We start from the raw sequence: 20,058 nt of genomic DNA, 5'->3' as shown, positions 1-20,058 counted from the left end.
TCGCCTCACACTGAGAAATCAGGCCGTTTTGGAAAGCACCCCGCCGCTCTCTATATAAAGCACAAATGTATCCGCCTCCAGGTGATACTCATAGACTTCTACATCCTCCGAAATCTGCTCTTTACAAATATTAATCAGGAAATTCTGGGACAATGTACTCTGACTCCACTGTTCGTCCGGCAGTTCCGATAGCTTTATGACCAGAAGCCGGTAAGAAGCTCCTTCCTTTAAGTTGAAAAACTGTGGTTCCATCTTTCGGTAAAACTCTTTATCCTGACGCATTCTTAAAAGTTCTTTGAGAAAATGCTCTTTAAAATCATAGGAAGGCGGAACAGAAACCGGTTCTTTTCTCTTATCGGCTACCCGCTTAGACGCCTCTTTCACCACTCTGATCAATTCTTCTTCCTCCAGGTTCAGCTTCATCAGATAATCCACCGCTCCCAGACGCATAGCTGCCCTGACCAGTTCAAAATCATTATATCCACTAAGAATGACAAATACAGGCGGATCCGCTTCATCCATAGCTTCCCTCATCATGGCAAGCCCGTCCATCTTCGGCATCTTGATATCGGTAAATACAATATCCGGCTGCCATTCCCTGATCTTCATAAGCCCCTCTTCGCCACTGGCCGCCTGCCCAACCAGCCGGCAGTCCAGATCCTCCCAGGAGATCATGCTCTCCAGGCCCCGGCGGATCAGAGGTTCGTCATCTACAATCATGATTGTCTTCAATTTTAACCCTCTCTCTCATAGGGAATTTTAATCATCACCCTGGTATACTCTCCCACCTGGCTGGTAATTTCGATCCCATACTCTTTTCCGTAGATCATCATAATCCGCTCACGGATATTACTGACACCGATTCCGCTGAGTCCCCGTTCATTTTTCCCTGCCTCTACGGGATTCAAAAGTGAAGCAATCTGCTCCTCCGTCATTCCGATTCCGTCATCCACGATACTTATGCGGATATCATCTTCCACTCGTTCCAGATAGATATCAATCCTGCCGCCTGCGTTCTTCGGCTCGATCCCATGGAAGATGGCATTTTCCACAATTGGCTGCAACAGAAATTTCACAATATAGGCCTGGGTGACCTCGCTGTTGCCGATGTGGTATTCCACCTGTATTTTTCCACTGTACCGGATATCCTGAATCAGGATATAATCATCTAACAGGGACATCTCCTCGTATATGGGGATCTTGCTGTCCGTACCTTTGGAGATATTCTGAAGCAGGCGGCCTAATGCAGCCGTCATATCCCGGATGGTATCCGCGTGCTGCAGCGAGGCCATCCACTTAATGGAGTTTAAAGTGTTATAAAGGAAATGTGGGTTAATCTGATTTTGGAGAACCTTGAATTCCAGTTTCTTCTTCACCTCCGCTTCCCGCTTTTCCCGTTCCATCAGCTGGAGAATCTCCCGTTCCATTGTGTTAATGGATATTGCAATTTTCTTAAACTCGTCATCCCCCTCAAGAATCATATTTCCCTTAAAACCGCTTCCCGGAACTTTCTTAATATATTCGCTGATGGTGTTAATCGGGCGCATCAGCATATTGCTTAAGTAGAGGATTGCAAACAGGATCGCCATGACCGTAGTTATGATGAGCACGGCCAGCAGCCTGGTCATGCTGCGCTTCTCCTGTAAGAATGCCTCAAGGGAAATTCCCTGAATCTCTATCAAATTCGTATTCGGAATCTGATAGTAATGTAAAATCATGGCTTCTCCCTCATACATACCCGTTACATGGCCGGTCTGCTGACCGGAATGAAGAATCTCTTCAACCATTGGGACACCTGACATATCTTCCCCCACCAGATTTTTATCAGTATGTGCAATGCACTGCCCATTGCCGTTGATGATAAAAGATGTTCCTGCCCCTTTTCTTCGGCTCCGGCAATCAGATAGTCTGAATACATATTATTCTGAAAGGTCACCAAGCACCAGCCTATGGGCCTGCCGGTGAGACTGTCATAAATGCGGCTGCTCATTGGGAAAACAAAGGTATCCTTCACGTACCGGTCCATGCTCATAACCAGTTCATCCGCCGTCCCTCTCTGGAAGGTTTCCATCCATCCCGCATCCATGATATCCGCCTCCCGAAGAAGGGAATAACCGTTGCCCATCTGAAACGAAGAACCGTCCTCGTCCATGATCAATATTTTAAAAATCTTATTCTCTATGTTTGCATTGATGGAATACTCCATGGTAAAAGAACTGAATTCAATAATATCCAGCTGTTTTTCATAAACCTGATCATAAGATTTGTCAAAATCCGTTCCAGACGCTGATTATAGGTAATCCAGCCAAGCAACTGCTCTGCAGCTTCCATCTGACGCTCGATATTCATGCTCAAATACTTCAGTTTTTCAATGCTTGCCGCCTTCGTATCCTCAACGATGCGGTTGTTAAGGATATTCTGATATAAAATGCTGACAATGATTAACGGCACCAGCCCAACAGACATAAGGGCGACCATCAGCTTTCTCTTAAAACTGTTAGCTAAAAAGACTCTTTTCATTTCCTACCGGACTTTCTTTTTTTCCTTATTTTCAACATAAATTATACCTTAGGTAACTATCGCTTACAACCAGATTCTTTTCATTGCCTGGTTTGAAGGCGGAACTTCAGGCGGTTATGAACAAGCAGCAAAACGGATTGAGAATATCCGATTGACTCGCCGGAATATGGAGGCAGCTTGGAAGTATCACTTGTATTTCATTTTAAATTACAGCCAAAAAGGCATACCACCAATTGATATGCCCCTTTCTTAACACTATATCAGCCAGGCATTGATGAAAAGTCCATTATCTCCACTTTCACCATCCAGCATTTAACCTTATCAGGCAGCAAAGAGGATTGCAAATATCCGATTGGCCACACAAGGTTTTTTATTCCTCTACCTCCAGCAGATAAGGGGTGATCTGATATACATAAAAGTTCAGCCAGTTCCCATACAGCGTATTCGCCACATTCCTCCAATTTAACACAGGAACCGTATTGGGGTCATCGTCTTCATAATAATTACAGGGAATTTCAGGCTCCAATCCCTTCCCCAGATCCCGGTGATATTCCCCGTCTAAAGTCATGCGGTCGTATTCTGGATGCCCCTGGACAAATACCTGCTTTCCGTCCCGGCTCATCACCAGAAGGATTCCGGCCTCTTTTGATTCAGCCAGGATCACCAGTTCCGGCTGCTTTTCAATGTCCTCTCTCCTTACCTCAGTATAACGGGAATGAGGAGCCATCACATAATCATCCAGGCTGCGGACAAGGGGGACCTTCCGGTCCAGAACCTTATGCCGGTAAATGCCTGACAGCTTGCTCTCTCTTTTGTATTTCTGTATGCCATAATGGTAATAAAGCCCTGCCTGGGCCCCCCAGCAGATGTGGAGGGCGCTGGTCACATGGGTCTTGCTCCATTCCATGATCTTCTTTAACTCTTCCCAGTAATTGACCTCTTCAAATTCCATGTTCTCCACCGGCGCTCCGGTGATGATCATGCCGTCGAATTTTTTTTCTTTACCTCATTAAAATAAACATAAAATTTATTTAAATGGCTGGCTGACGTATTCTTGGAAGTATGGCTCTCCAGCATCAAAAAGGTACAGTCCACCTGCAGAGGAGTGTTGGATAAGGCCCTGAGAAGCTGAGTCTCTGTCTCTTCCTTTATAGGCATGAGATTAATGATCAGAATCTCCAGAGGGCGGATATCCTGACTTAAAGCACGGTCCTCATCCATCATAAAGATATTCTCTTTTTCCAGTATGGCTTTTGCAGGTAAATCCTTTTGTACTTTAATCGGCATAATTTATTCCTCCAGCATCTTTATGAAATCCTCTTCTGAAATAATGGGCACTCCAAGTTCCTTTGCCTTTTTATTTTTGGAAGAATTGGATGTAGTATCATTGTTGATCAAATAGGTAGTCTTAGAGGTCACCGAGCCAGTTGCCTTGCCTCCATGGGCTTCAATGACCTCCTGAAGGGCCTTCCGGTTTTCATAGTGGTTCACGGATCCGGTAATGACAAATACCATGCCTTCAAAGATTCCGTTCCCTTTGGCCTCCGCTTCTCTCTCGATGGTAACCTCTGACAACAGGCGGTCCACCATCTCGTTATTCTTCTCTTCCTTAAAATAAGTGATCCATGCATCCGCAAGCACCTTGCCGATGCCCGGGACTGTGGTCAGTTCCTCTTCCTCTGCGGTGCGCAGCTTTTCAAAATCAAACTTAAATTCCTGACACAGCATCTTTGCATTTGCCAGGCCGATTCCAGCGATTCCCAGGCCGTAAATCAGCCTTGGAAGGGTGGTATGGGAAGCTTTCTTTACCGCTTTTATCAGGTTATCGTAGGATTTTTTTTCCGAAGCCTTCCATCTGGGTGATGACTTCCTCATGCTGCTCCAAATGGAAAATATCTGCATATTCCCGTATGAATCCGGCTCCGATGAATTTCTCCAGAGTCGCTTCTGATAAACCGTCAATATTTAACGCATCCCTGCTCACAAAAAGGGTAAAACCTTTCAGCCGTTTGGCCTGGCAGTCCGGGTTGGTGCAGTATAAGCTCCTGACATCATTTATTTTGCGGATCTCTGTCTTTCCGCCGCAGACAGGACATTGTTCAGGGATACGTATTTTTTTGCTTCTTGTCAGGTTATCGGCAATCTGGGGAATGATCATATTGGCTTTATAAACCGTGATTTCATCTCCCTCTCCCAGCTCCAATGCTCCATAATGCTTAGATTGTGGACGCTGGCCCGGCTCACCGTGGTTCCTTCCAGTTCCACAGGATCAAAGATTGCCACCGGGTTGATGAGCCCGGTCCGGGATGGACTCCATTCGATGTGGTCAAGCCTTGTTTCCCTGATTTCATCGGCCCATTTAAAGGCGATGGCATTACGGGGGAATTTGGACGTTCTGCCAAGGGATTCTCCGTAAGCGATATCATCAAACAAAAGCACCAGGCCGTCTGAAGGAATATCATAGCTGGAAATGGCTTTGGAAAACTCTTCTACCGTCTCCGGCAGGGTATCCCTGGTCACCATTTTATAGTCCACCACATCAAAGCCCTGCCTCTTTAACCATTCAAACTGCTCTTTTCTGGAATTTTTAAAGTCAACGCCCTCCGCGGTTACAAGGCCAAATGCTTTAAAATTCACATTTCTCCTGGCTGTGATCTGGTTGTTTAACTGCCTTACGGAACCGCTGCATAAGTTCCTGGGGTTCTTGTATTTGGCGGCTACGTCTTCGATCTCTTCGTTGATCCGGTTAAAATCCGAATACTTGATCACTGCCTCCCCCCGTAAAACCAGTTCTCCCTGATGGGATATATTTAAAGGGATATTGGAAAATACTTTTGCGTTATTTGTGATGACCTCACCGATCTCTCCGTTTCCCCGGGTTACGGCTTTTTGAAGGGTTCCATGGTTATAGGAAAGAACTACGGTCAGCCCGTCAAGCTTCCAGGACAGCACTCCGGTCTGGCCGCCCAGCCACTCCTTAAGGCTTTCTGTGCTCTTGGTTTTATCAAGGGAAAGCATGGGGGTTTCGTGGGCCTCTTTTGGAAGCTCGCTTAAAACCTGGTACCTACATTCTGGGTGGGGCTTTGGGAGAGTATGATTCCGGTCTCCTCTTCCAGCTCCTTTAGCTCATCATAAAGCCTGTCATATTCAAAATTGCTCATGATTTCCCGGCTTTCCTGGTAGTAAGCCTTTCCTGCTGCCGTCAGAACGGCAACCAGTTCTTTCATTCTGCTTATGTTAGCGTCCATCAGATATCTCCTTTTTCTGTTCTTTATAGGAACGATTCGTCGAGCCTTTTAAGGCCTCTTTCATCTGGTGGTACTCCCTTTTCGAAAGCTCCCGGTAAGCTCCGGGCTTTAAATCTCCCAGTTCAACATTCATAATGCGCAATCGTTTTAGCATCCGTACTTCAAAGCCCAGCTGGCCGCACATCCGCCGGATCTGGCGGTTCAGCCCCTGGGTCAGAATGATGCGGAACGCTTTTTCACCGGCCTTGGATACCATGCAGGGCCTGGTGGTAACATTTAATTCCGGCAGGAATACTCCCTTTTTCATTTTCCGGATAAAATCATCGGTTACCGGGCGGTTGACCTTCACCAGATATTCTTTTTCATGAGCATTTCCGCTGCGCATCATTTTATTCACCAGAGTGCCCTGGTTGGTCATGAGGATCAGCCCCTCAGAATCCTTGTCCAGGCGGCCGATGGGGTAAATCCTTACGGGATAACCCACCATATCCACTATGTTTGGAGCACGGTCCTTATCCGATGTGGTGCATACGATGCCCCTGGGTTTATGGACTGCCAGAAGGACTGATTCTTCCTTATGGCTGTTATCTCCTTTTCCTGCGCATATGGTGCGGCCGTTTATGGTAACTGACTGGCCGGGTAAAACTCTCTGGCCGGGCGTGGCTGCCTGTCCGTTTATACGGACTTTCCCAGCCTCAATGAAGCGATCCGCCTCCCTTCGGGAACATATCCCGGCTTCACTTAAAAATTTATTCAGACGGATTCCTTCTGTCTCCATGTTTCCTCTTTCCTGCCCATGCTTTGGGGCATAACGGTATTCCTGCAGGGGGTCTTTCTCCCTTACTATACTAAGTAAAAATTATAGCATTACCAGGGAGGTACGTCAATTCATCTGCATATTTTGGCCCCGGTTTTCCCCGCTCCCTCTGGACCGCATTTTCCAATGTCAACTTCTCCATTTTATCTGAAATGCCCCTTCTGTCCCATATCCATAGTTGAACTTTTGGTAAATTTAGTATAAGATGTAAGAAGATGTATAAACTTTTTAAAAACTTTAGGAGGAATAGCAATGCCTTGGACACCGAACTTATCCGTAGGGATATCAATGATTGACGATCAGCATAAAATGTGGTTTGAGAAAGCAGAAAAACTGTTTGAAGCAGGGAAAAACAACCGCGCAAAGGAATACGTTGGAGAGCTTCTTGATTTTTTGGATGATTACACAAAAAAAGCATTTTGCAGACGAAGAAAAATACATGATGAGCATTCACTATCCCGGTTATGCCGAGCAAAAGCAGGCTCATACCGCTTTCATCGCACAACTGGAGAAATTAAGGAATGATTATAAATCTTCCGGCGGGAATCTGCTGGTGATTTTAAACGCCAACCAGATGGTAGTGGATTGGCTTACAAAACATATTTCCAACATGGACAAAAAGATCGGCGAGTATGCAAAGAATGCACGATAATGGTTTCAGATGAAAAAGGGCGGCCCCATTGGCCGCCTTTTTCCATGTCCGGTTTAAATAAACTTATATTTCACTTCACAGCCGTAGGAGATCCGGCTGCAGATATTTACCACCCGCTCCATGACAGCGGATATTTTTCCTTTGTCCACATCAATATTCATTTCTTTTAAGTCTTCCGAGATTCTGATATCTTTCACCCCGTCAACCTTGCAATCTCGCCCTCGATTTTTCTGGCTTTCAACCGGTCTGACAGGGCGTAAACGTGGTAGATCCTGCTCACGCTTCACCCTCCTTTCCCATTCGGTGTTCTACTCCTATTGTAGACAATCACAGGGAAATTTAAACATCAGAGGAAAACCCTTGCAATGGTTGTGAATAAAAAGCATACCACAAATCCGGTTACAGTGGGTACCAGCCAGGAAACAGCCGTCCATTTTATGCTCTGTGTCTCCTTCCTGATGGTAAGGCAGGTGGTGGAGCAGGGCCAGTGCAACAGGGAGAACAGCATGGTGCTGACCGCAGTTATCCAGGTCCAGCCATTTGCTACAAGAAGCTCTTTTAAGACGGATAGATCGCTGATATCCCGAATGCTTCCTTCCGCCATATAGGACATGATGATAATGGGAACCACGATTTCATTGGCCGGAAACCCCAGGATAAATGCCAGAAGAATGACTCCGTCTAAGCCCATGAGCCTGGCAAAGGGATCCAGAAAACCGGAACAGTGGGCCAGCAGGGTGGCATTTCCAACCGTTATATTGCTAAAAGCCAGATGACCAGGCCTGCCGGAGCCGCTACAGAAACAGCACGGCCTAATACGAACAGGGTACGGTCAAATATGGAACGAACGATAACCTTGCCGATCTGAGGTCTCCGGTAAGGCGGCAGCTCTAAGGTAAAGGAGGAGGGGACCCCCTTTAATATGGTGGCTGACAGCAGCTTTGAAATGAGAAGGGTCATAAAAATCCCAAGGATGATTACACCTGATAGGATAGCCGCCGATAATATGGAAGAAAACACACCTGAAGCTCCTCCTACAAAGAACATGGTAATAATGGCGATCATGGTAGGGAAGCGTCCGTTGCACGGCACAAAATTATTGGTGATCATGCAATCAGCCGCTCTCTTGGAGAATCAATGATCCGGCAGCCAATGATTCCTGCTGCATTGCATCCAAACCCCATGCACATGACAGCGGAAATTTATGCCAAACCATTCCCTTCTTTTTCCGGATCCAACACCCTGTAATAGATCCGGATCCTCTGGAGTTTACGTCCTTTCCTCCCCTCTTCCCCTTCACAGCTTTGAAAAACTTCGATTCTGTCTATAAACTTCCCAAGCAAATCGGGGGAAATTCCTTTTTCCTGGCTTATTTCCTCTAACAGGCTGGAAAACAGGCCGGAAACAGCAGGCTCTCCTTTCTGGGCCAAAGAACAGGGCCTTTCCAACAGGGCCAGGCTTTTTTCAATCTCTCTTTCCTCCTTTTCACAGGAATCCAGCATTTTATAAAACCGTTCCTCACCGATCCTTCCATTTACCCGGTCTTCATAGAGCTTTCTTATTATGCTCTCTAGCTCCTTTTCCCTGTTTTTTTAAATGAAACCGCCGCTCTTTCTTCACACGTCATCTCTTTATGGCCAAAGGGTTCCAGAAGTGCTTTTTCCAGCTCTTCCTTTTCACCTTCTGTAAAGGTAAGCAGGCCGCGGATTTCCTGAAGCACCACTTTATACAGAAGTTCGTAATCCACAAAGTGATTCGTGCACTCCCTTTTTCCGTACAGCTTATATCCCCCACATACCAGCTTGCGGGTTCCCGTTTTTCCCACGGCTCCTGTGGACGACATATTCCTGCCGCAGTCCCTGCACCTGGCAAGCCCGGAAAAAAATATTGGTAAAACCGGTATCCGCCGTGTTTTTACGGGAAACGCTCCGCCTTTTTACCCGTTCAAAGGTCTCCCGGGAAACAAGGGGCTCATGCCTATCCTCAACCACCACCCACTCTTTCCTGGGCCTTCGAAGGGTTACATTGCTTTTAAAGGAAACCTTCACGGTTTTTCCCTGTACGATATGGCCTAAATATACGGGATTGCTTAACAGCTTGCAGACCGTGGCTGATGTCCATTCCTTTCTTCTGGAATAATCATCAGGATTTAAATAAGGCCGCCCGGCGCAGCGGTACAAGGCAGGAGTCAGCACCTTTCTCTTATTTAAAATCTCAGCGATCCGGGACGGGGCCGCTCCCTGCTCTGCCCTCTCAAATATCTCCCGGACAATGACAGCTGCCACGGGATCAACAAGAAGGTGGTTTTTATCCTCCGGGTCCTTCTGATAGCCATAAGGCGCAAAATTTCCGATAAACGCCCCTTCTTTTATTTTGGTCTGAAATGCGCTGCGGATCTTTTTCGATGTATCTCTGGCATACATCTCATTTACAATGTTCTTAAAGGGTGCGATATCGCTCCACGGACTGTCGGAATCATACCCGTCATTGACCGCTATGTATCGGATCCCTCTGGAAGGAAAATAAATTTCGGTAAGCTGTCCAGTCATGATATAATCCCTTCCAAGGCGTGACAGATCCTTGGTGATCACCAGATTTACTTTCCTTGCTTCTATATCCTTCAACAGCCGTTTCCAGGCCGGGCGGTCAAAATTGGTTCCGCTGTAGCCGTCATCCACATACTCCCCGTATATTTCAAAGCCGTTTTCTATGGCATAGGAACGAAGCATCTTCCGCTGGGTGCTGATGCTGGAGCTTTCCCCTGTGCTATCGTCGTCTTTTGATAAGCGCATGTAAAGCGCCCCACTGTAACAGGCCGCCTGAGCCAATCGATCCATCTCTTACACCTCCTGGAAAATCTTATTCCGGCAGGTTTGTACCATATACTATGAGGGCTTTTTGATTTACAGCAATCCCTTCCTCCTATTCCCCCGCGCCTTTATTCTAATCAGCCTTCTTTCCAGTAAAGCTTTCCCGGTATTCCCTGGGGGAAACACCTGTTATCCGCTTAAACTGTGTGTAAAAAGCTGAAAGGCTCTCAAAGCCGCTTTGTAAAGCAATCTGCAAAATATTATCCGGGGTACTGGCTAAAAACTCTTTTGCGCTGGCTACACGTAAACCGTTTAAATACTCTGCCGGGGTCTTTTCATATTGATTCTGAAACACCTGGAGGATTCTGTTTCTGCTTAGCCCAAGCTTTTTTTAGTTCCTCCTTTAAGCGGTCATGGTCTGAAAAATAAAGATCATAAACTACTTTGATTTTTTCCGCATTCTCTTTCTGTGGATGAAATTCCAGCAAATCCGGCCTGCAGCGCTTACAGGGGCGAAGCCCGCTTGCACGTGCCTGCTCCGCCGTATCAAAAAAATTCAACATTCTCACGTTTGGGACTTTTGGATTTACAGGAAGGACGGCAGAAAATTCCTGTTGTTTTTACTCCGTAATAAAATCTGCCGTCATAAGACGCATTACATTCCAGCGCTGCCTTCCATTTTTCCTCCTCTGTCAGCATGGCGGCACACCTTCTTTCATTTTTTGTTATACAATGCCTATGAAAATGGACCTTATTTTCACAGGATACATAAGTTTTCCGGCGCAGCCTGCACCAGTTTTAAAGACCATATATTATTATTTCCGCCTGTATATCCTGACGGTTTTTCATGGCTTCCGTTTCATTGCCCGGATTTGCTTTTTTGTTTCTTTATCCACTTTTAAGGACTCGGTGATTTTCTGTAATGCTTTATTATAGGTGAAATCATCCAGACTGTTGTTTTTCAGATAAATCATGGTTTTCCCCGGAAACTGAACATAACACATGGATATTGCCCACGCCACAGCCATCTTTACATAATAGTCATCGTGCCGCACATTGTCCAGGACAGCCAGTACTTCGCCGATGGCTGCTTCCTGAATATAGTAGAAAATAAGCATCACAACTGCAAACCGGAGGTCAAATGCCCGTTCTGATTTAAAATAGGACTTGAGAAAATCCCACACCAGCTCTGAATTAGTTTTGGTGAATTTGAGCCCGGCACAAAAGCTGTCGCACACCGACCAGTTTTGGATTTTCGGAACAAACTCCTTTATATAGAATAACCGTTCTTCGACCGGGCATTCCGCACATCCGATCACCATTCCCTGGAGCATGATCTCCTCAAAGGTATCATCCCCTGCTGTCTGCAGATATCCCTGCCAATCTGACCTTGCAATCTGCTTTGCTATTTTACGCAGCATGGGAAGGCGGACGCCTAATACATTGTCAGTATCAGGGAGCAGACCCGAGGCGAACACCCGGTAGTCTTCCTCTGCCAGTGCTTTTAATTGCTGTTTTATATTATCCCCCATCATTACGTCATGTTCTCCAATCCTGCTGTAAGCCTCCTGCATCGTTTCAACCGGCGCCAGCTTTTTTATTCCATTCTTCCATACTACATTCCTACCCCATTCCGTTCAACGGCCTGCATGTGCCAGTTCCAACTCCAATAATTGTTCCTTGACTTCCAAGCCAGCCGCATAGCCTGTCAATTTGCCATCCGAACCCACTACCCGGTGACACGGTGTCAGGATCAGTATGGGATTTTTGCTGTTTGCCATACCCACAGCCCGGGATGCCTCCGGCCTCCCGATCAGTTCTGCAATCTGTTTATAGCTCCGCGTTTCCCCATATGGAATTCTGCGCAGGGCTTCCCAAACGGTCTTCTGAAACTCCGTCCCTTTTGCAGCAAGCGGCAAGTCAAATACCCTGGTCGTCCCCTCCAAATATTCTTTAATCTGTTTTTCTGCATTCTCCAACAGAGGTGTTTTCATTTCTCCGGGGATTTCCTGGATATCTTTTGCAAAAAAACAACTCCGTAATAAAACCATCCACTTCGGATATTTTAATCGGCCCTAAGGCGGTTTTCATATATGCTGTATGTTTCATAAGGTCTGTCTCCTTTTCACTTTCTAAGTATATCTGAAATCTGTCTGCCTGTCCTCCTATTTTGCACCATTTAATTTTTACACAAAATATGATTCTTACGCCCCACGGTTGTATCCCCATAACTGCCATTCTGTTTCTGTCGTGGTCCCCATCTTTTGTCTATAAAAAAGGTAAACGGTCCCCCCATAGCAAGGGGTACCGTTTACCTCTTAATTATTATCTGTTTGCTTTTTCTATTTGCCGTACTGTGAAATTATCACTTTTCTTCTTTTCTCATACGGCTGACAGCTGCGTATACAGCTAACAAAATTCCTGATACGATTGCTGTAAGGCCCTGAATCGGCCCTTTGTCACCAGTTTTTGGAAGACCTGCCAGAGGAATGCTGCCGTCATCAATGATAAGGAGATTGTCTGCCGCATTTCCGCCATTTGGTAGATCAGCAAGCGGAACAGGTTCCGGTTCAACCGTTACCATATTATCTCCAGGACCTCCTGGCGTATATGGCCGGCTGGAATCAGGTGATGAACCGCTGCCTCCGCTTCCGCCTGTACTTCCGCCTGTATTTCTTCGCTCTACCGTTAATACGCCTTCTGCATAAGAAATATTATAGTTTGCTATCGTTGAAACCGGATCAACAAATGTGATAGCATATTTTCCGGCTCCACTGTTTCCGGCTGCGTCCGTCCTTAGCTGTGGCTTAAGACCCAGCCCTTCCGGGGTTTCTCCATTTACAAGTCCCTGGATACTATAAGTTAAGTCCGGATTTGAACTGCCCTGGATCTTTGATTTATCCGCTGCAGTTACTATCATATTTGCCTTGTGAACGGTCAGGGTGCCATCTTCTGTTACCAGTCCTGCATAGCTGTCCGTCACATCCAGGCCCCCCGCATTTTTGACGAGGACGTAGGCGATCCTGTTCTTCTGTGTTCCTGCATTTGTTATCCTGGAGTCCTCTGTCATGACAACCTTATGGATATGGTCTCCATCTCTAAGGCTTCCCGCCATGCCGTACTCAGCCCTGGCCAGTTCCTTTCCGTCGTATACCTTATCTGCGTCTAATGCCCTAATTACAATGGCCGCCCCGTTCTTTTCCACGGTCAGAGCTCCATCTTCATAACTGATCCTGTAATTCTTCGTTTCTTTTTCCGGATCCTTAAAAATAATACCGTAAGCTCCGGCAGGACTGGTCTTTGTCACATCAGTAGACAGTGTCACCTTTACGCCCATGTCTTCAAGAGTTTCCCCGTTTTTAAGGCCTTTTACCTGATACTCTAAGTCCGGTACCTTTTCTCCATACCCCTTCGTCTTATTCACAGCCGTCACTGTGACCTGGGCTTTGTTTACTGTCAGAATTCCTTCTTCTATCCTCAGTCCTCCATAACTTTCTGTTACATCAACGCCGGCTCCATTCCTGATGACAACATAGTCAATCTTATTCCTCTGGGTGCCTGCATCTGTGATCCTGGAATCTGCTGTCATGACGACCTTATCAATATAGTCCCCATCTTCAAGATTTCCCGTTATGCTGTACTCTGCCCTGGTAAGTTCTGTTCCATCGTATGCCTTATCAGCATCCAAAGCCTTAATTACAAGGACTTCCCCATTCTTTCCTACTCTTAAGCTTCCGTTTTCATAGGTGATCTTATAATTCTTCGTTTCTTCTACTTTATTTTTAAAAGAAATCACGTAATCTCCGGCAGGGCTGGTCTTTGTTGCATCTGTATAAAGCTCTACCGGCACATGGAGCCCTTCAAAAGTTTCTCCATTTTCAAGGCCTTTCACTGTATATTTAAGAACCGGTATTTCCTCTCCATAGTTCTTTGCCTTATCTTCAGCCTTTACGGTCACCTGCGCCTTGCTCACAGTAAGGGTTCCTGCTGCGGTCTTTAAACTGCTGTAGTTCTTGGTCACATCTTTACCTGACGCATTTCTGATCACAACTGACTTGATCTCGTTCTTCCTTGTTCCTGCATCTGTTATGACAGATTCCTTCGTCATCTCCACACTGGAAACATAATCACCGGACGCAAGCTGGCCGCTTACTTCGTAGCCGCTCTCTGTCAGTGCTGTTCCGTTATATACCTGGGTTCCGCTCTTTGCCGTAATCACAATATCCGATGCATTCCGCTTTACAACCAGGACTCCGGGTATATAGATAATGGAATAATTGGCTGTACTCGTTACAGGCTCCTCAAAGGTGATTGCATAGAAACCTGCCTGGCTCTTCTCATCAGCATTGGTTTTCAGCTTTGGCTCAATGCCCAGGCCGGACGGTGTCTCTCCGTTTACAAAACCTGAAACCTCATAATCCAGCTTCGGGTTGACATCACCGTATGCTTTGTATGCTGCTTAGCCATTACAAATGCAGGTGCCTTTATTACTATCAGCTGACCGTCAGCCAGCCTTAGGTTTTCATAGCAGGAGGTCACATTGTCACCATTTTCATTTACAATGACTACATGATCAATGCCGTTTTCCTTTGTTCCTGTATTCGTAATCCTGGAATCCGCTTTCATTATGACCTCTTTGATACGGTCTCCGTCCGCAAGACGTCCTGTCATGCTGTACGAAGCTTTGGTCAATTCTTTTCCGTCATACACTTTAAAGGCATCTGATGCCTTAATGATGATATGATCCAGATTAGGGGTTATATGCAGCTTACCATTTACATAGGTAATATTATAATTGTCCGCTTCCTTTTTATCCGCAAAGGTAATATCAAATGTTCCTGCTCCACTGGTCTTTCCCGCATCAGTTTGAAGCTTTAAGTCAAGGGACAGGCTTTCAGGGGATTCATTGTTCACAAATCCGGCTGCCGTATAGGTCAGCTTCGGCATATCCTTACCATATTGCTTCCAAATATCATTCGCCGTCACTGTTGCATCGACTTGGGTTACAGTTAAGGTTCCGGGGACAGTGCTGATATTGCTATACTGGTCTGTTACAATCTCACCATTCTTATTGCGGATCACAAACGATTTTATTTTATTTTCTTTATTTCCAGCATTTGTGATCGTGGAATCGTCCGTCATCTTCACTTCATCCACGTGATCCTCTCCCACCAGGCCACTGACTGACTCCACACCGGCTGCGGTCAGTGCTGTTCCATCGTAAGGTTTCCTATGGCTTTCAGCAGTGATTATGATATTCGTTTCATTTTGTACGATCGTTAAGGTTCCGTTTTCATATACAATATTATAGTTGCTGTTTGAGTAACAGGAGAATCAAAGGTAATCCCATAGGTGCCCTTTTTGCTGGCCTCATTGGCTTCTGTCTTCAGATTTACCGTTATGCCCAGTGTCTTCGGTGTATCTCCGTTTAAGAAATCTGCAGGCGTATAGGCCAGCTCCGGATTCGGTTCTCCATATTTCTTTGTTTCGCTCTTTGCTGTTATTTTAGCAGCTGCTCTGTTTACCTTCAGGGTTCCGTCAACCGTTGATATCACATACTTATCAGTAACATCCACATTGTTGGAATCCTTAATCTTATAGCTTACTATTTTGTTTGCTGCCTCTCCCGCATCCGTAATAGCGCCGCTTACAACCACTTCTTCTTTATCACCGGCACGAAGCGCCCCCTCTATCTGATACCCGCCTGATAATGGTTTGCCATCGTAGGTTTTGGTCTTTGATTCCCCGGTTATCTTTATGGTAAATTTCTTTAAATAATAAAGATTTAATTCTGTGGTGCCGTTCCCGTTTACAATTGCTTCGGTCTGATTATCAATGATTCCTTCCTCATACATATAATCACTGATCGTTTTCGCATAATCCTTATCATACACTTTACTTTCAGTAGCCTTATACTTTATTTCCGGAGATTCATCTGTCAGGTCAAAATCATCACTCTTATCTCCTGCTGTATTTGATCTCTGCAGCCAATGATTCACTTTAAATCCAGTTGCTTCCGATGGCCTCCATACTGCATATAAGGTCACATCATGGTCAGGCATAGTAAGAGAGGTGTTACTTCCCACCTTATACGTTGGTGTTCCTGCCTCTTTATCCTCAGCCAGCCCAGGAACTCATATCCCGCTTTTGAGGGCGCCGGGTCATATTGAATCTTTACAATATATCCGGCTTTATATTCATTGCTGCCAGGGACAGAGGTATTCCCACCATTGGGATGATAAATCAATTCATACTTTTCATTATCGCGGACAACACCATCTACATTCCAATATGTTTTGTTATTGTCTTTATCCCGGTATTTAATTACATACCAAAGAATGTGCTGGGTATTCGGATCGTAGGAGACCCCTCCTTTGTTCAAAACCGCCTTTATAGCCTCATCAGTTGGTATTACCTGTAAATTTGACGCCACATTATCCAGGTTATTATTGACAGCTGCAGGTGTTCTCAGCTTACCCTGCAAAGTCTTTGCCGATCCCAGCGGATAGTAATAATTGTTGCTATAACCGGCAGGTTCATATTGGATCTCACCATCTATTCTGATATAAAAATAAGCAACATTGGTATTATCCTCACCATTTTTATCAATCCAAATTGCATAATATGTGGTATCTTTCGTTACTGTATTTTCAATTCCTGATACAAATACACTTCCCCGTCCTGTTTTGTCTGTAGACCAGCCTACAAATGTCCGGCCATTTTTGCTTATTCCCAGAGTCGACGGATCCGGCAATACGAATGTTCCGTTTACAGCCACATTCTTTGGCCCGCCATTCCCTCCATTTGAATCAAAAGTAACATTGAATGAATTATACCAAAAATATACATCACCTGTTATTTGGTTGAAATAGAAGTTGAAAATTTTTGAAGCATACAGCTTTCCCGAGTAATAATAAAAGCTATCCAGCTCCTTCCCGTTGGCCAGGGTAGCCTTGGAAAAACTATACTGCTTCTTTACGTCTTCACCCATTTTGTTTAGTATTAAGGAAGCAAGCTGTGAAGCAGAATATTCCTGTCCGTTCCCCCCATCCTGTGTAAGGCTTCCGTCTGTGGTTCCGATTTCATTTCCCGTTTTTATATCCATTACATGCACTTTCAATACAGCCTTCCCGGAAAATGTAATAGTATATACAGAGAAATGCTCCGCTTCAAATGACACCTCGCCCACCTGTTTTCCGCCGTCTACTGCAATTGGTTCTGCTACGGCTTCCAAACCGGTCACTTCTTCTGAGGAAATCTTTTCCACTGTCTTGGCTGCCACATCCACGTCTGTACTCATGTGTATGATCTCAACGCGATCTGCGGCCAGGCTTTTCTCTTTAATAGGCGCACCGGAAAAGGTCACGTTCACATATCCCTGATCGCTCCAGCTGTTATCCAGCTCTTCGCCGTTATAATACAGTTTTATGTCGTATGCAAGCACATCATTGACCGTGCTTTCCGCCGCTGCCTCTTCTGCCGATTTTTTTCTTGACAGCCTCCGCCACTTTATCGGTTACTTCTGTGATCCTCGCTTCTGTTCCTGCCGGAAGAATTCCCTGTTCGGCATAAAGGTTTACGGTAACTCCGTTAATCGCCTTTTCAAACTTAAACTCCGGCTGATCTCCGGTTGCAGCTGTCGTTATGACGACCTCCTGCTCCTCCGTCACTCCGGTTATGGTATAGCGGCGTTTTCCATGATCTGATGCATCAGTACTTTCCACTTCATCAGCCGTTGCTGTCTCTCCATTCACTGTAACTGCACTGATTTCATAGCCTATCTGCGGTGTCACGGCAAATGAAAGAGTTCCGTCCTCAGCTACCGCTTCAGGACCTTGTGCGTATGCCGTTCCAACGGGCTCTACGGCGTAGGTTACTCCATAGCCTTCTGCCGATACGTCGACGTGAAGCTGATTTAAGGTTGCAACATATGCTTTTGCATAATAAGATTCATCCAGCAGCACCGCACCGTAAGCTTTTCCGCCGGACGTTCCGCCATTTACAGCTTTATCCGCTTCCGAAGCCGTGGACTCAGTATAGGAAAAATCCTTCTTCTCATCACCGGCCTCCTCCTTAAATGCGCTGTTTTCTGATGATGACAGAACGGAAAGCACATGTCTTGAAATAGATGCCTGAACCTCCGCAGACGCCTGGTCTTTGGAAGCTGCATCTTCATGGTCAGGCTGGCTGTTATTGTTTTTTGTATCCTGGCTGCTGTTATTAACCGCCTTTCCTGCATCCGGCGCTTTTGCAGCTCCGTCATCTGCAGAAGATCCACCGGAGCTTGCCGGAGCCTCATCACCAGCTGCTGTTCCAGCCGGATCAGTTAGCTTTTCATTTCCCCCTGTTTTATGGGAGTTCCCCTGGGTCTCATGGCCTGCTGTTCCACCAGAATTTACCTCGGTTTCGTCATCTGCCGTTTCACCAGAATTTACCTCGGTCTCATTATTTGACGTTTTACTCTGATTTACCTCAGTCTCCTTATTTGACGTTTCACCCTGATTTGCCTCGGTCCCATTATTTGACGTTTCGCCCTGATTTACCTCGGTCTCCTTATTTGACGTTTCACTCTGATTTACCTCTGTCTCCTTATTTGACGTTTCGCCCTGATTCGCCTCGGTCCCATTATTTGACGTTTCGCCCTGATTTACCTCGGTCCCATTACCTGCTGTTTCGTCAACGGCTGTGGTTTCCTCCTGATTTGCACCGCTCTCACCAGGTATTGCCCCATCTGGATTTACTCCGGAGCCACCGTTTGCGCCGTCACCGGGAATAACCGCTGTATTTTGGGAAAAGGCTTTTACGCTGACCTTTTGAGTTAAGTATCCGTCAATATTTGATCTGAAAGTGATCTTGTTTTCAGAATCATTTACATACAGGAATATGACCTTTTCATTCCCTGTCAGCCGGTAACCGTCATGGTTGTCAGGTACACGAATGAACATGCGCAGCTCTGCTCCATCGGCGTTGGCATCCTCATCCGTGTCATAGACGGGCATAAATTCATATACCATGCCTCCCCCAAGTAATTTTTCGTATTCCCTTTTCAGGGACAAATCCCTGTCCCCAAGGCCTAAATCCTCTACCTGGAATGTTTCACCTGAATCAATCGCAGCTTGTGCAGAATCCCTCAAATCCTCTCCATTTATCAAAAATGGCATTCTCATTTTCAAACGCCTTCTCCACATCTGCCCAGGACACCATATTAAATGATGTCATAGTCAGGCAAAATGCAAGGATGCCTGCAAGGCTCTGTCTGAACTTCTTTTTTAGCCCTTTCATACAATTCTCCTTTCCAGCCTAAGCTCTTCCAATAATGTTAAGTATTTTCAGGGGCAAAACATGCCTCTCCTTATCCTATCCTGTAAACGCCTCTTCATTTCCTTTCTTACCTCCTTTTCATTTACGTATTGGAGGGACCAATCTCAAAATGGCAATCTTCCTGGAAAGCTCCAGGATTTGATGTTATCTTTCGTATATCATACACAACTACAATTACAAACCGGTTACATTTTAAAATATTTCCATCAGTAATTTACTCATATTTCCAATTATTTCCAGTAATTGTCCGATAAATCTTTAGCCGGCAGACATTCCTGGCAGCGTACTCCATATTCTGATAGCCGCAGCCCTTAATCCATTTGTCACCGACTTTTACCCACAAAAGGACTTAACCGGCCCCTCCTTCATTGGAGGGCCGGTTAAGTCCTTTTTTATTACCATTATCCCCTGGCAGGTACATGGAAAGCACTGCTTTATATTGCCCTAAGTAACAATCATGGCTGGCTCAGGTCATGACTGAAACTCCCCTGCCTCCCGCCGTTTCTTCAATAATTCCAAAACCAGCTCTTTTGCTGTTTTTTTCACCAATAAAAACCCGTTCCACCTTTACGGTCATGTTTTCTTCCTCATAGGTTACCTGATCTGATGAATCCATTTCATGCACCTCCTGAGAAAACTTATTCCTGCCGGTTTGTACCATATGCTGGAAAGCACTCCGGTCATGCACTG

22 protein-coding genes and 3 pseudogenes are annotated in these 20,058 nt (G+C 45.6%); 1 reads left to right on the top strand and 24 read right to left on the bottom strand.

All coding sequences use genetic code 11. The annotated features are described in order from the left end of the window. Nucleotides 1-18 precede the first annotated feature (18 nt). The 7 genes and pseudogenes from JCM10519_RS11480 to JCM10519_RS11450 form a co-directional block, all read right to left on the bottom strand. Complete coding sequence (locus tag JCM10519_RS11480; RefSeq protein ID WP_054739279.1) at nucleotides 19-732, bottom strand: response regulator; 714 nt, start codon at nucleotides 730-732, stop codon at nucleotides 19-21. 2 nt (nucleotides 733-734) lie between these two features. Next, nucleotides 735-1,787 carry a histidine kinase gene (locus JCM10519_RS11475; protein WP_054739278.1) on the bottom strand — a complete coding sequence of 351 codons (1,053 nt, stop codon included), beginning with the start codon at nucleotides 1,785-1,787 and terminating at the stop codon, nucleotides 735-737. Further along, a complete protein-coding gene (locus tag JCM10519_RS11470; protein ID WP_054739276.1) occupies nucleotides 1,742-2,206 on the bottom strand; it encodes a hypothetical protein in 465 nt (154 codons plus the stop codon). The genes JCM10519_RS11475 and JCM10519_RS11470 overlap by 46 nt, the downstream gene beginning before the upstream one ends. Then, nucleotides 2,179-2,478 carry a hypothetical protein gene (locus JCM10519_RS11465; RefSeq protein ID WP_347843915.1) on the bottom strand — a complete coding sequence of 100 codons (300 nt, stop codon included), beginning with the start codon at nucleotides 2,476-2,478 and terminating at the stop codon, nucleotides 2,179-2,181. The genes JCM10519_RS11470 and JCM10519_RS11465 overlap by 28 nt, the downstream gene beginning before the upstream one ends. Before the next feature lie 412 nt (nucleotides 2,479-2,890). Then, nucleotides 2,891-3,807, bottom strand: a pseudogene (gene metA / locus JCM10519_RS11460) (homoserine O-succinyltransferase). Nucleotides 3,808-3,810: 3 nt separating this feature from the next. Continuing rightward, nucleotides 3,811-5,768: pseudogene (ligA, locus tag JCM10519_RS11455) on the bottom strand (NAD-dependent DNA ligase LigA). Next, entirely contained in the window at nucleotides 5,758-6,546 is a 789-nt protein-coding gene (locus tag JCM10519_RS11450) for a pseudouridine synthase (protein WP_054739268.1), read from the bottom strand. Before JCM10519_RS11450 ends, ligA begins: the two are co-directional and overlap by 11 nt. 424 nt (nucleotides 6,547-6,970) lie before the next feature. Here JCM10519_RS11450 and JCM10519_RS11440 point away from each other — a divergent pair, with 424 nt between their 5' ends. Further along, a complete protein-coding gene (locus tag JCM10519_RS11440; protein ID WP_347843914.1) occupies nucleotides 6,971-7,237 on the top strand; it encodes a hemerythrin family protein in 267 nt (88 codons plus the stop codon). A gap of 53 nt (nucleotides 7,238-7,290) precedes the next feature. Here the strand turns inward: JCM10519_RS11440 and JCM10519_RS11435 are convergent, their stop codons facing one another. The 17 genes and pseudogenes from JCM10519_RS11435 to JCM10519_RS11380 form a co-directional block, all read right to left on the bottom strand. Continuing rightward, entirely contained in the window at nucleotides 7,291-7,524 is a 234-nt protein-coding gene (locus tag JCM10519_RS11435; RefSeq protein ID WP_347843913.1) for a hypothetical protein, read from the bottom strand. 59 nt (nucleotides 7,525-7,583) lie between these two features. Then, nucleotides 7,584-8,427: pseudogene (locus JCM10519_RS11430) on the bottom strand (nucleoside recognition domain-containing protein); the annotation flags it as partial. A 12-nt stretch (nucleotides 8,428-8,439) separates the two neighbouring features. Further along, nucleotides 8,440-8,739: a DUF4368 domain-containing protein gene (locus JCM10519_RS29120; RefSeq protein ID WP_347843912.1), complete on the bottom strand. Its 300-nt coding sequence runs from the start codon at nucleotides 8,737-8,739 to the stop codon at nucleotides 8,440-8,442. A gap of 68 nt (nucleotides 8,740-8,807) precedes the next feature. After that, a complete protein-coding gene (locus tag JCM10519_RS29115) occupies nucleotides 8,808-9,062 on the bottom strand; it encodes a hypothetical protein (RefSeq protein ID WP_347843911.1) in 255 nt (84 codons plus the stop codon). Continuing rightward, nucleotides 9,019-10,074, bottom strand: a complete 1,056-nt coding sequence (locus JCM10519_RS29110; RefSeq protein ID WP_347843910.1) for a recombinase family protein — start codon at nucleotides 10,072-10,074, stop codon at nucleotides 9,019-9,021. The genes JCM10519_RS29115 and JCM10519_RS29110 overlap by 44 nt, the downstream gene beginning before the upstream one ends. Nucleotides 10,075-10,180: 106 nt before the next feature. Beyond that, a complete protein-coding gene (locus JCM10519_RS29105; RefSeq protein WP_347843909.1) occupies nucleotides 10,181-10,402 on the bottom strand; it encodes a helix-turn-helix transcriptional regulator in 222 nt (73 codons plus the stop codon). Further along, nucleotides 10,383-10,535 carry a hypothetical protein gene (locus tag JCM10519_RS29100; RefSeq protein WP_347844011.1) on the bottom strand — a complete coding sequence of 51 codons (153 nt, stop codon included), beginning with the start codon at nucleotides 10,533-10,535 and terminating at the stop codon, nucleotides 10,383-10,385. The genes JCM10519_RS29105 and JCM10519_RS29100 overlap by 20 nt, the downstream gene beginning before the upstream one ends. A 58-nt stretch (nucleotides 10,536-10,593) precedes the next feature. After that, nucleotides 10,594-10,746 carry an Ada metal-binding domain-containing protein gene (locus tag JCM10519_RS29095; RefSeq protein ID WP_347843908.1) on the bottom strand — a complete coding sequence of 51 codons (153 nt, stop codon included), beginning with the start codon at nucleotides 10,744-10,746 and terminating at the stop codon, nucleotides 10,594-10,596. A 146-nt stretch (nucleotides 10,747-10,892) separates the two neighbouring features. Continuing rightward, nucleotides 10,893-11,579, bottom strand: a complete 687-nt coding sequence (locus JCM10519_RS11415) for a DNA alkylation repair protein (protein ID WP_054739460.1) — start codon at nucleotides 11,577-11,579, stop codon at nucleotides 10,893-10,895. A gap of 105 nt (nucleotides 11,580-11,684) precedes the next feature. Next, nucleotides 11,685-12,041, bottom strand: coding sequence for a methylated-DNA--[protein]-cysteine S-methyltransferase (locus JCM10519_RS11410; RefSeq protein WP_347843907.1), 357 nt, complete (start codon nucleotides 12,039-12,041; stop codon nucleotides 11,685-11,687). A gap of 371 nt (nucleotides 12,042-12,412) precedes the next feature. After that, nucleotides 12,413-14,266 carry a doubled motif LPXTG anchor domain-containing protein gene (locus tag JCM10519_RS11405; protein ID WP_054739263.1) on the bottom strand — a complete coding sequence of 618 codons (1,854 nt, stop codon included), beginning with the start codon at nucleotides 14,264-14,266 and terminating at the stop codon, nucleotides 12,413-12,415. A gap of 176 nt (nucleotides 14,267-14,442) precedes the next feature. Continuing rightward, nucleotides 14,443-15,240 carry an MBG domain-containing protein gene (locus JCM10519_RS11400; protein ID WP_054739256.1) on the bottom strand — a complete coding sequence of 266 codons (798 nt, stop codon included), beginning with the start codon at nucleotides 15,238-15,240 and terminating at the stop codon, nucleotides 14,443-14,445. Nucleotides 15,241-15,326: 86 nt separating this feature from the next. Further along, a complete protein-coding gene (locus JCM10519_RS11395; protein ID WP_347843906.1) occupies nucleotides 15,327-16,133 on the bottom strand; it encodes an MBG domain-containing protein in 807 nt (268 codons plus the stop codon). Further along, on the bottom strand, nucleotides 16,091-17,491 hold the full coding sequence (locus JCM10519_RS11390; RefSeq protein ID WP_054739251.1) for an InlB B-repeat-containing protein: 1,401 nt from the start codon (nucleotides 17,489-17,491) through the stop codon (nucleotides 16,091-16,093). Before JCM10519_RS11390 ends, JCM10519_RS11395 begins: the two co-directional genes overlap by 43 nt. Nucleotide 17,492: 1 nt before the next feature. Beyond that, nucleotides 17,493-19,199, bottom strand: a complete 1,707-nt coding sequence (locus JCM10519_RS11385) for a hypothetical protein (protein WP_347843905.1) — start codon at nucleotides 19,197-19,199, stop codon at nucleotides 17,493-17,495. Next, a complete protein-coding gene (locus JCM10519_RS29090; RefSeq protein WP_347843904.1) occupies nucleotides 19,153-19,329 on the bottom strand; it encodes a hypothetical protein in 177 nt (58 codons plus the stop codon). The genes JCM10519_RS11385 and JCM10519_RS29090 overlap by 47 nt, the downstream gene beginning before the upstream one ends. A 505-nt stretch (nucleotides 19,330-19,834) precedes the next feature. Next, nucleotides 19,835-19,984 (bottom strand): hypothetical protein, encoded by a 150-nt coding sequence (locus JCM10519_RS11380; RefSeq protein ID WP_347843903.1) that lies wholly within the window; start codon nucleotides 19,982-19,984, stop codon nucleotides 19,835-19,837. Nucleotides 19,985-20,058 lie beyond the last annotated feature (74 nt).

This window comes from Clostridium sp. NkU-1 (genome assembly GCA_001312405.1).
Note: the sequence above shows the minus strand (reverse complement) of the source record. Positions and strands in the feature narration are given on the sequence as shown.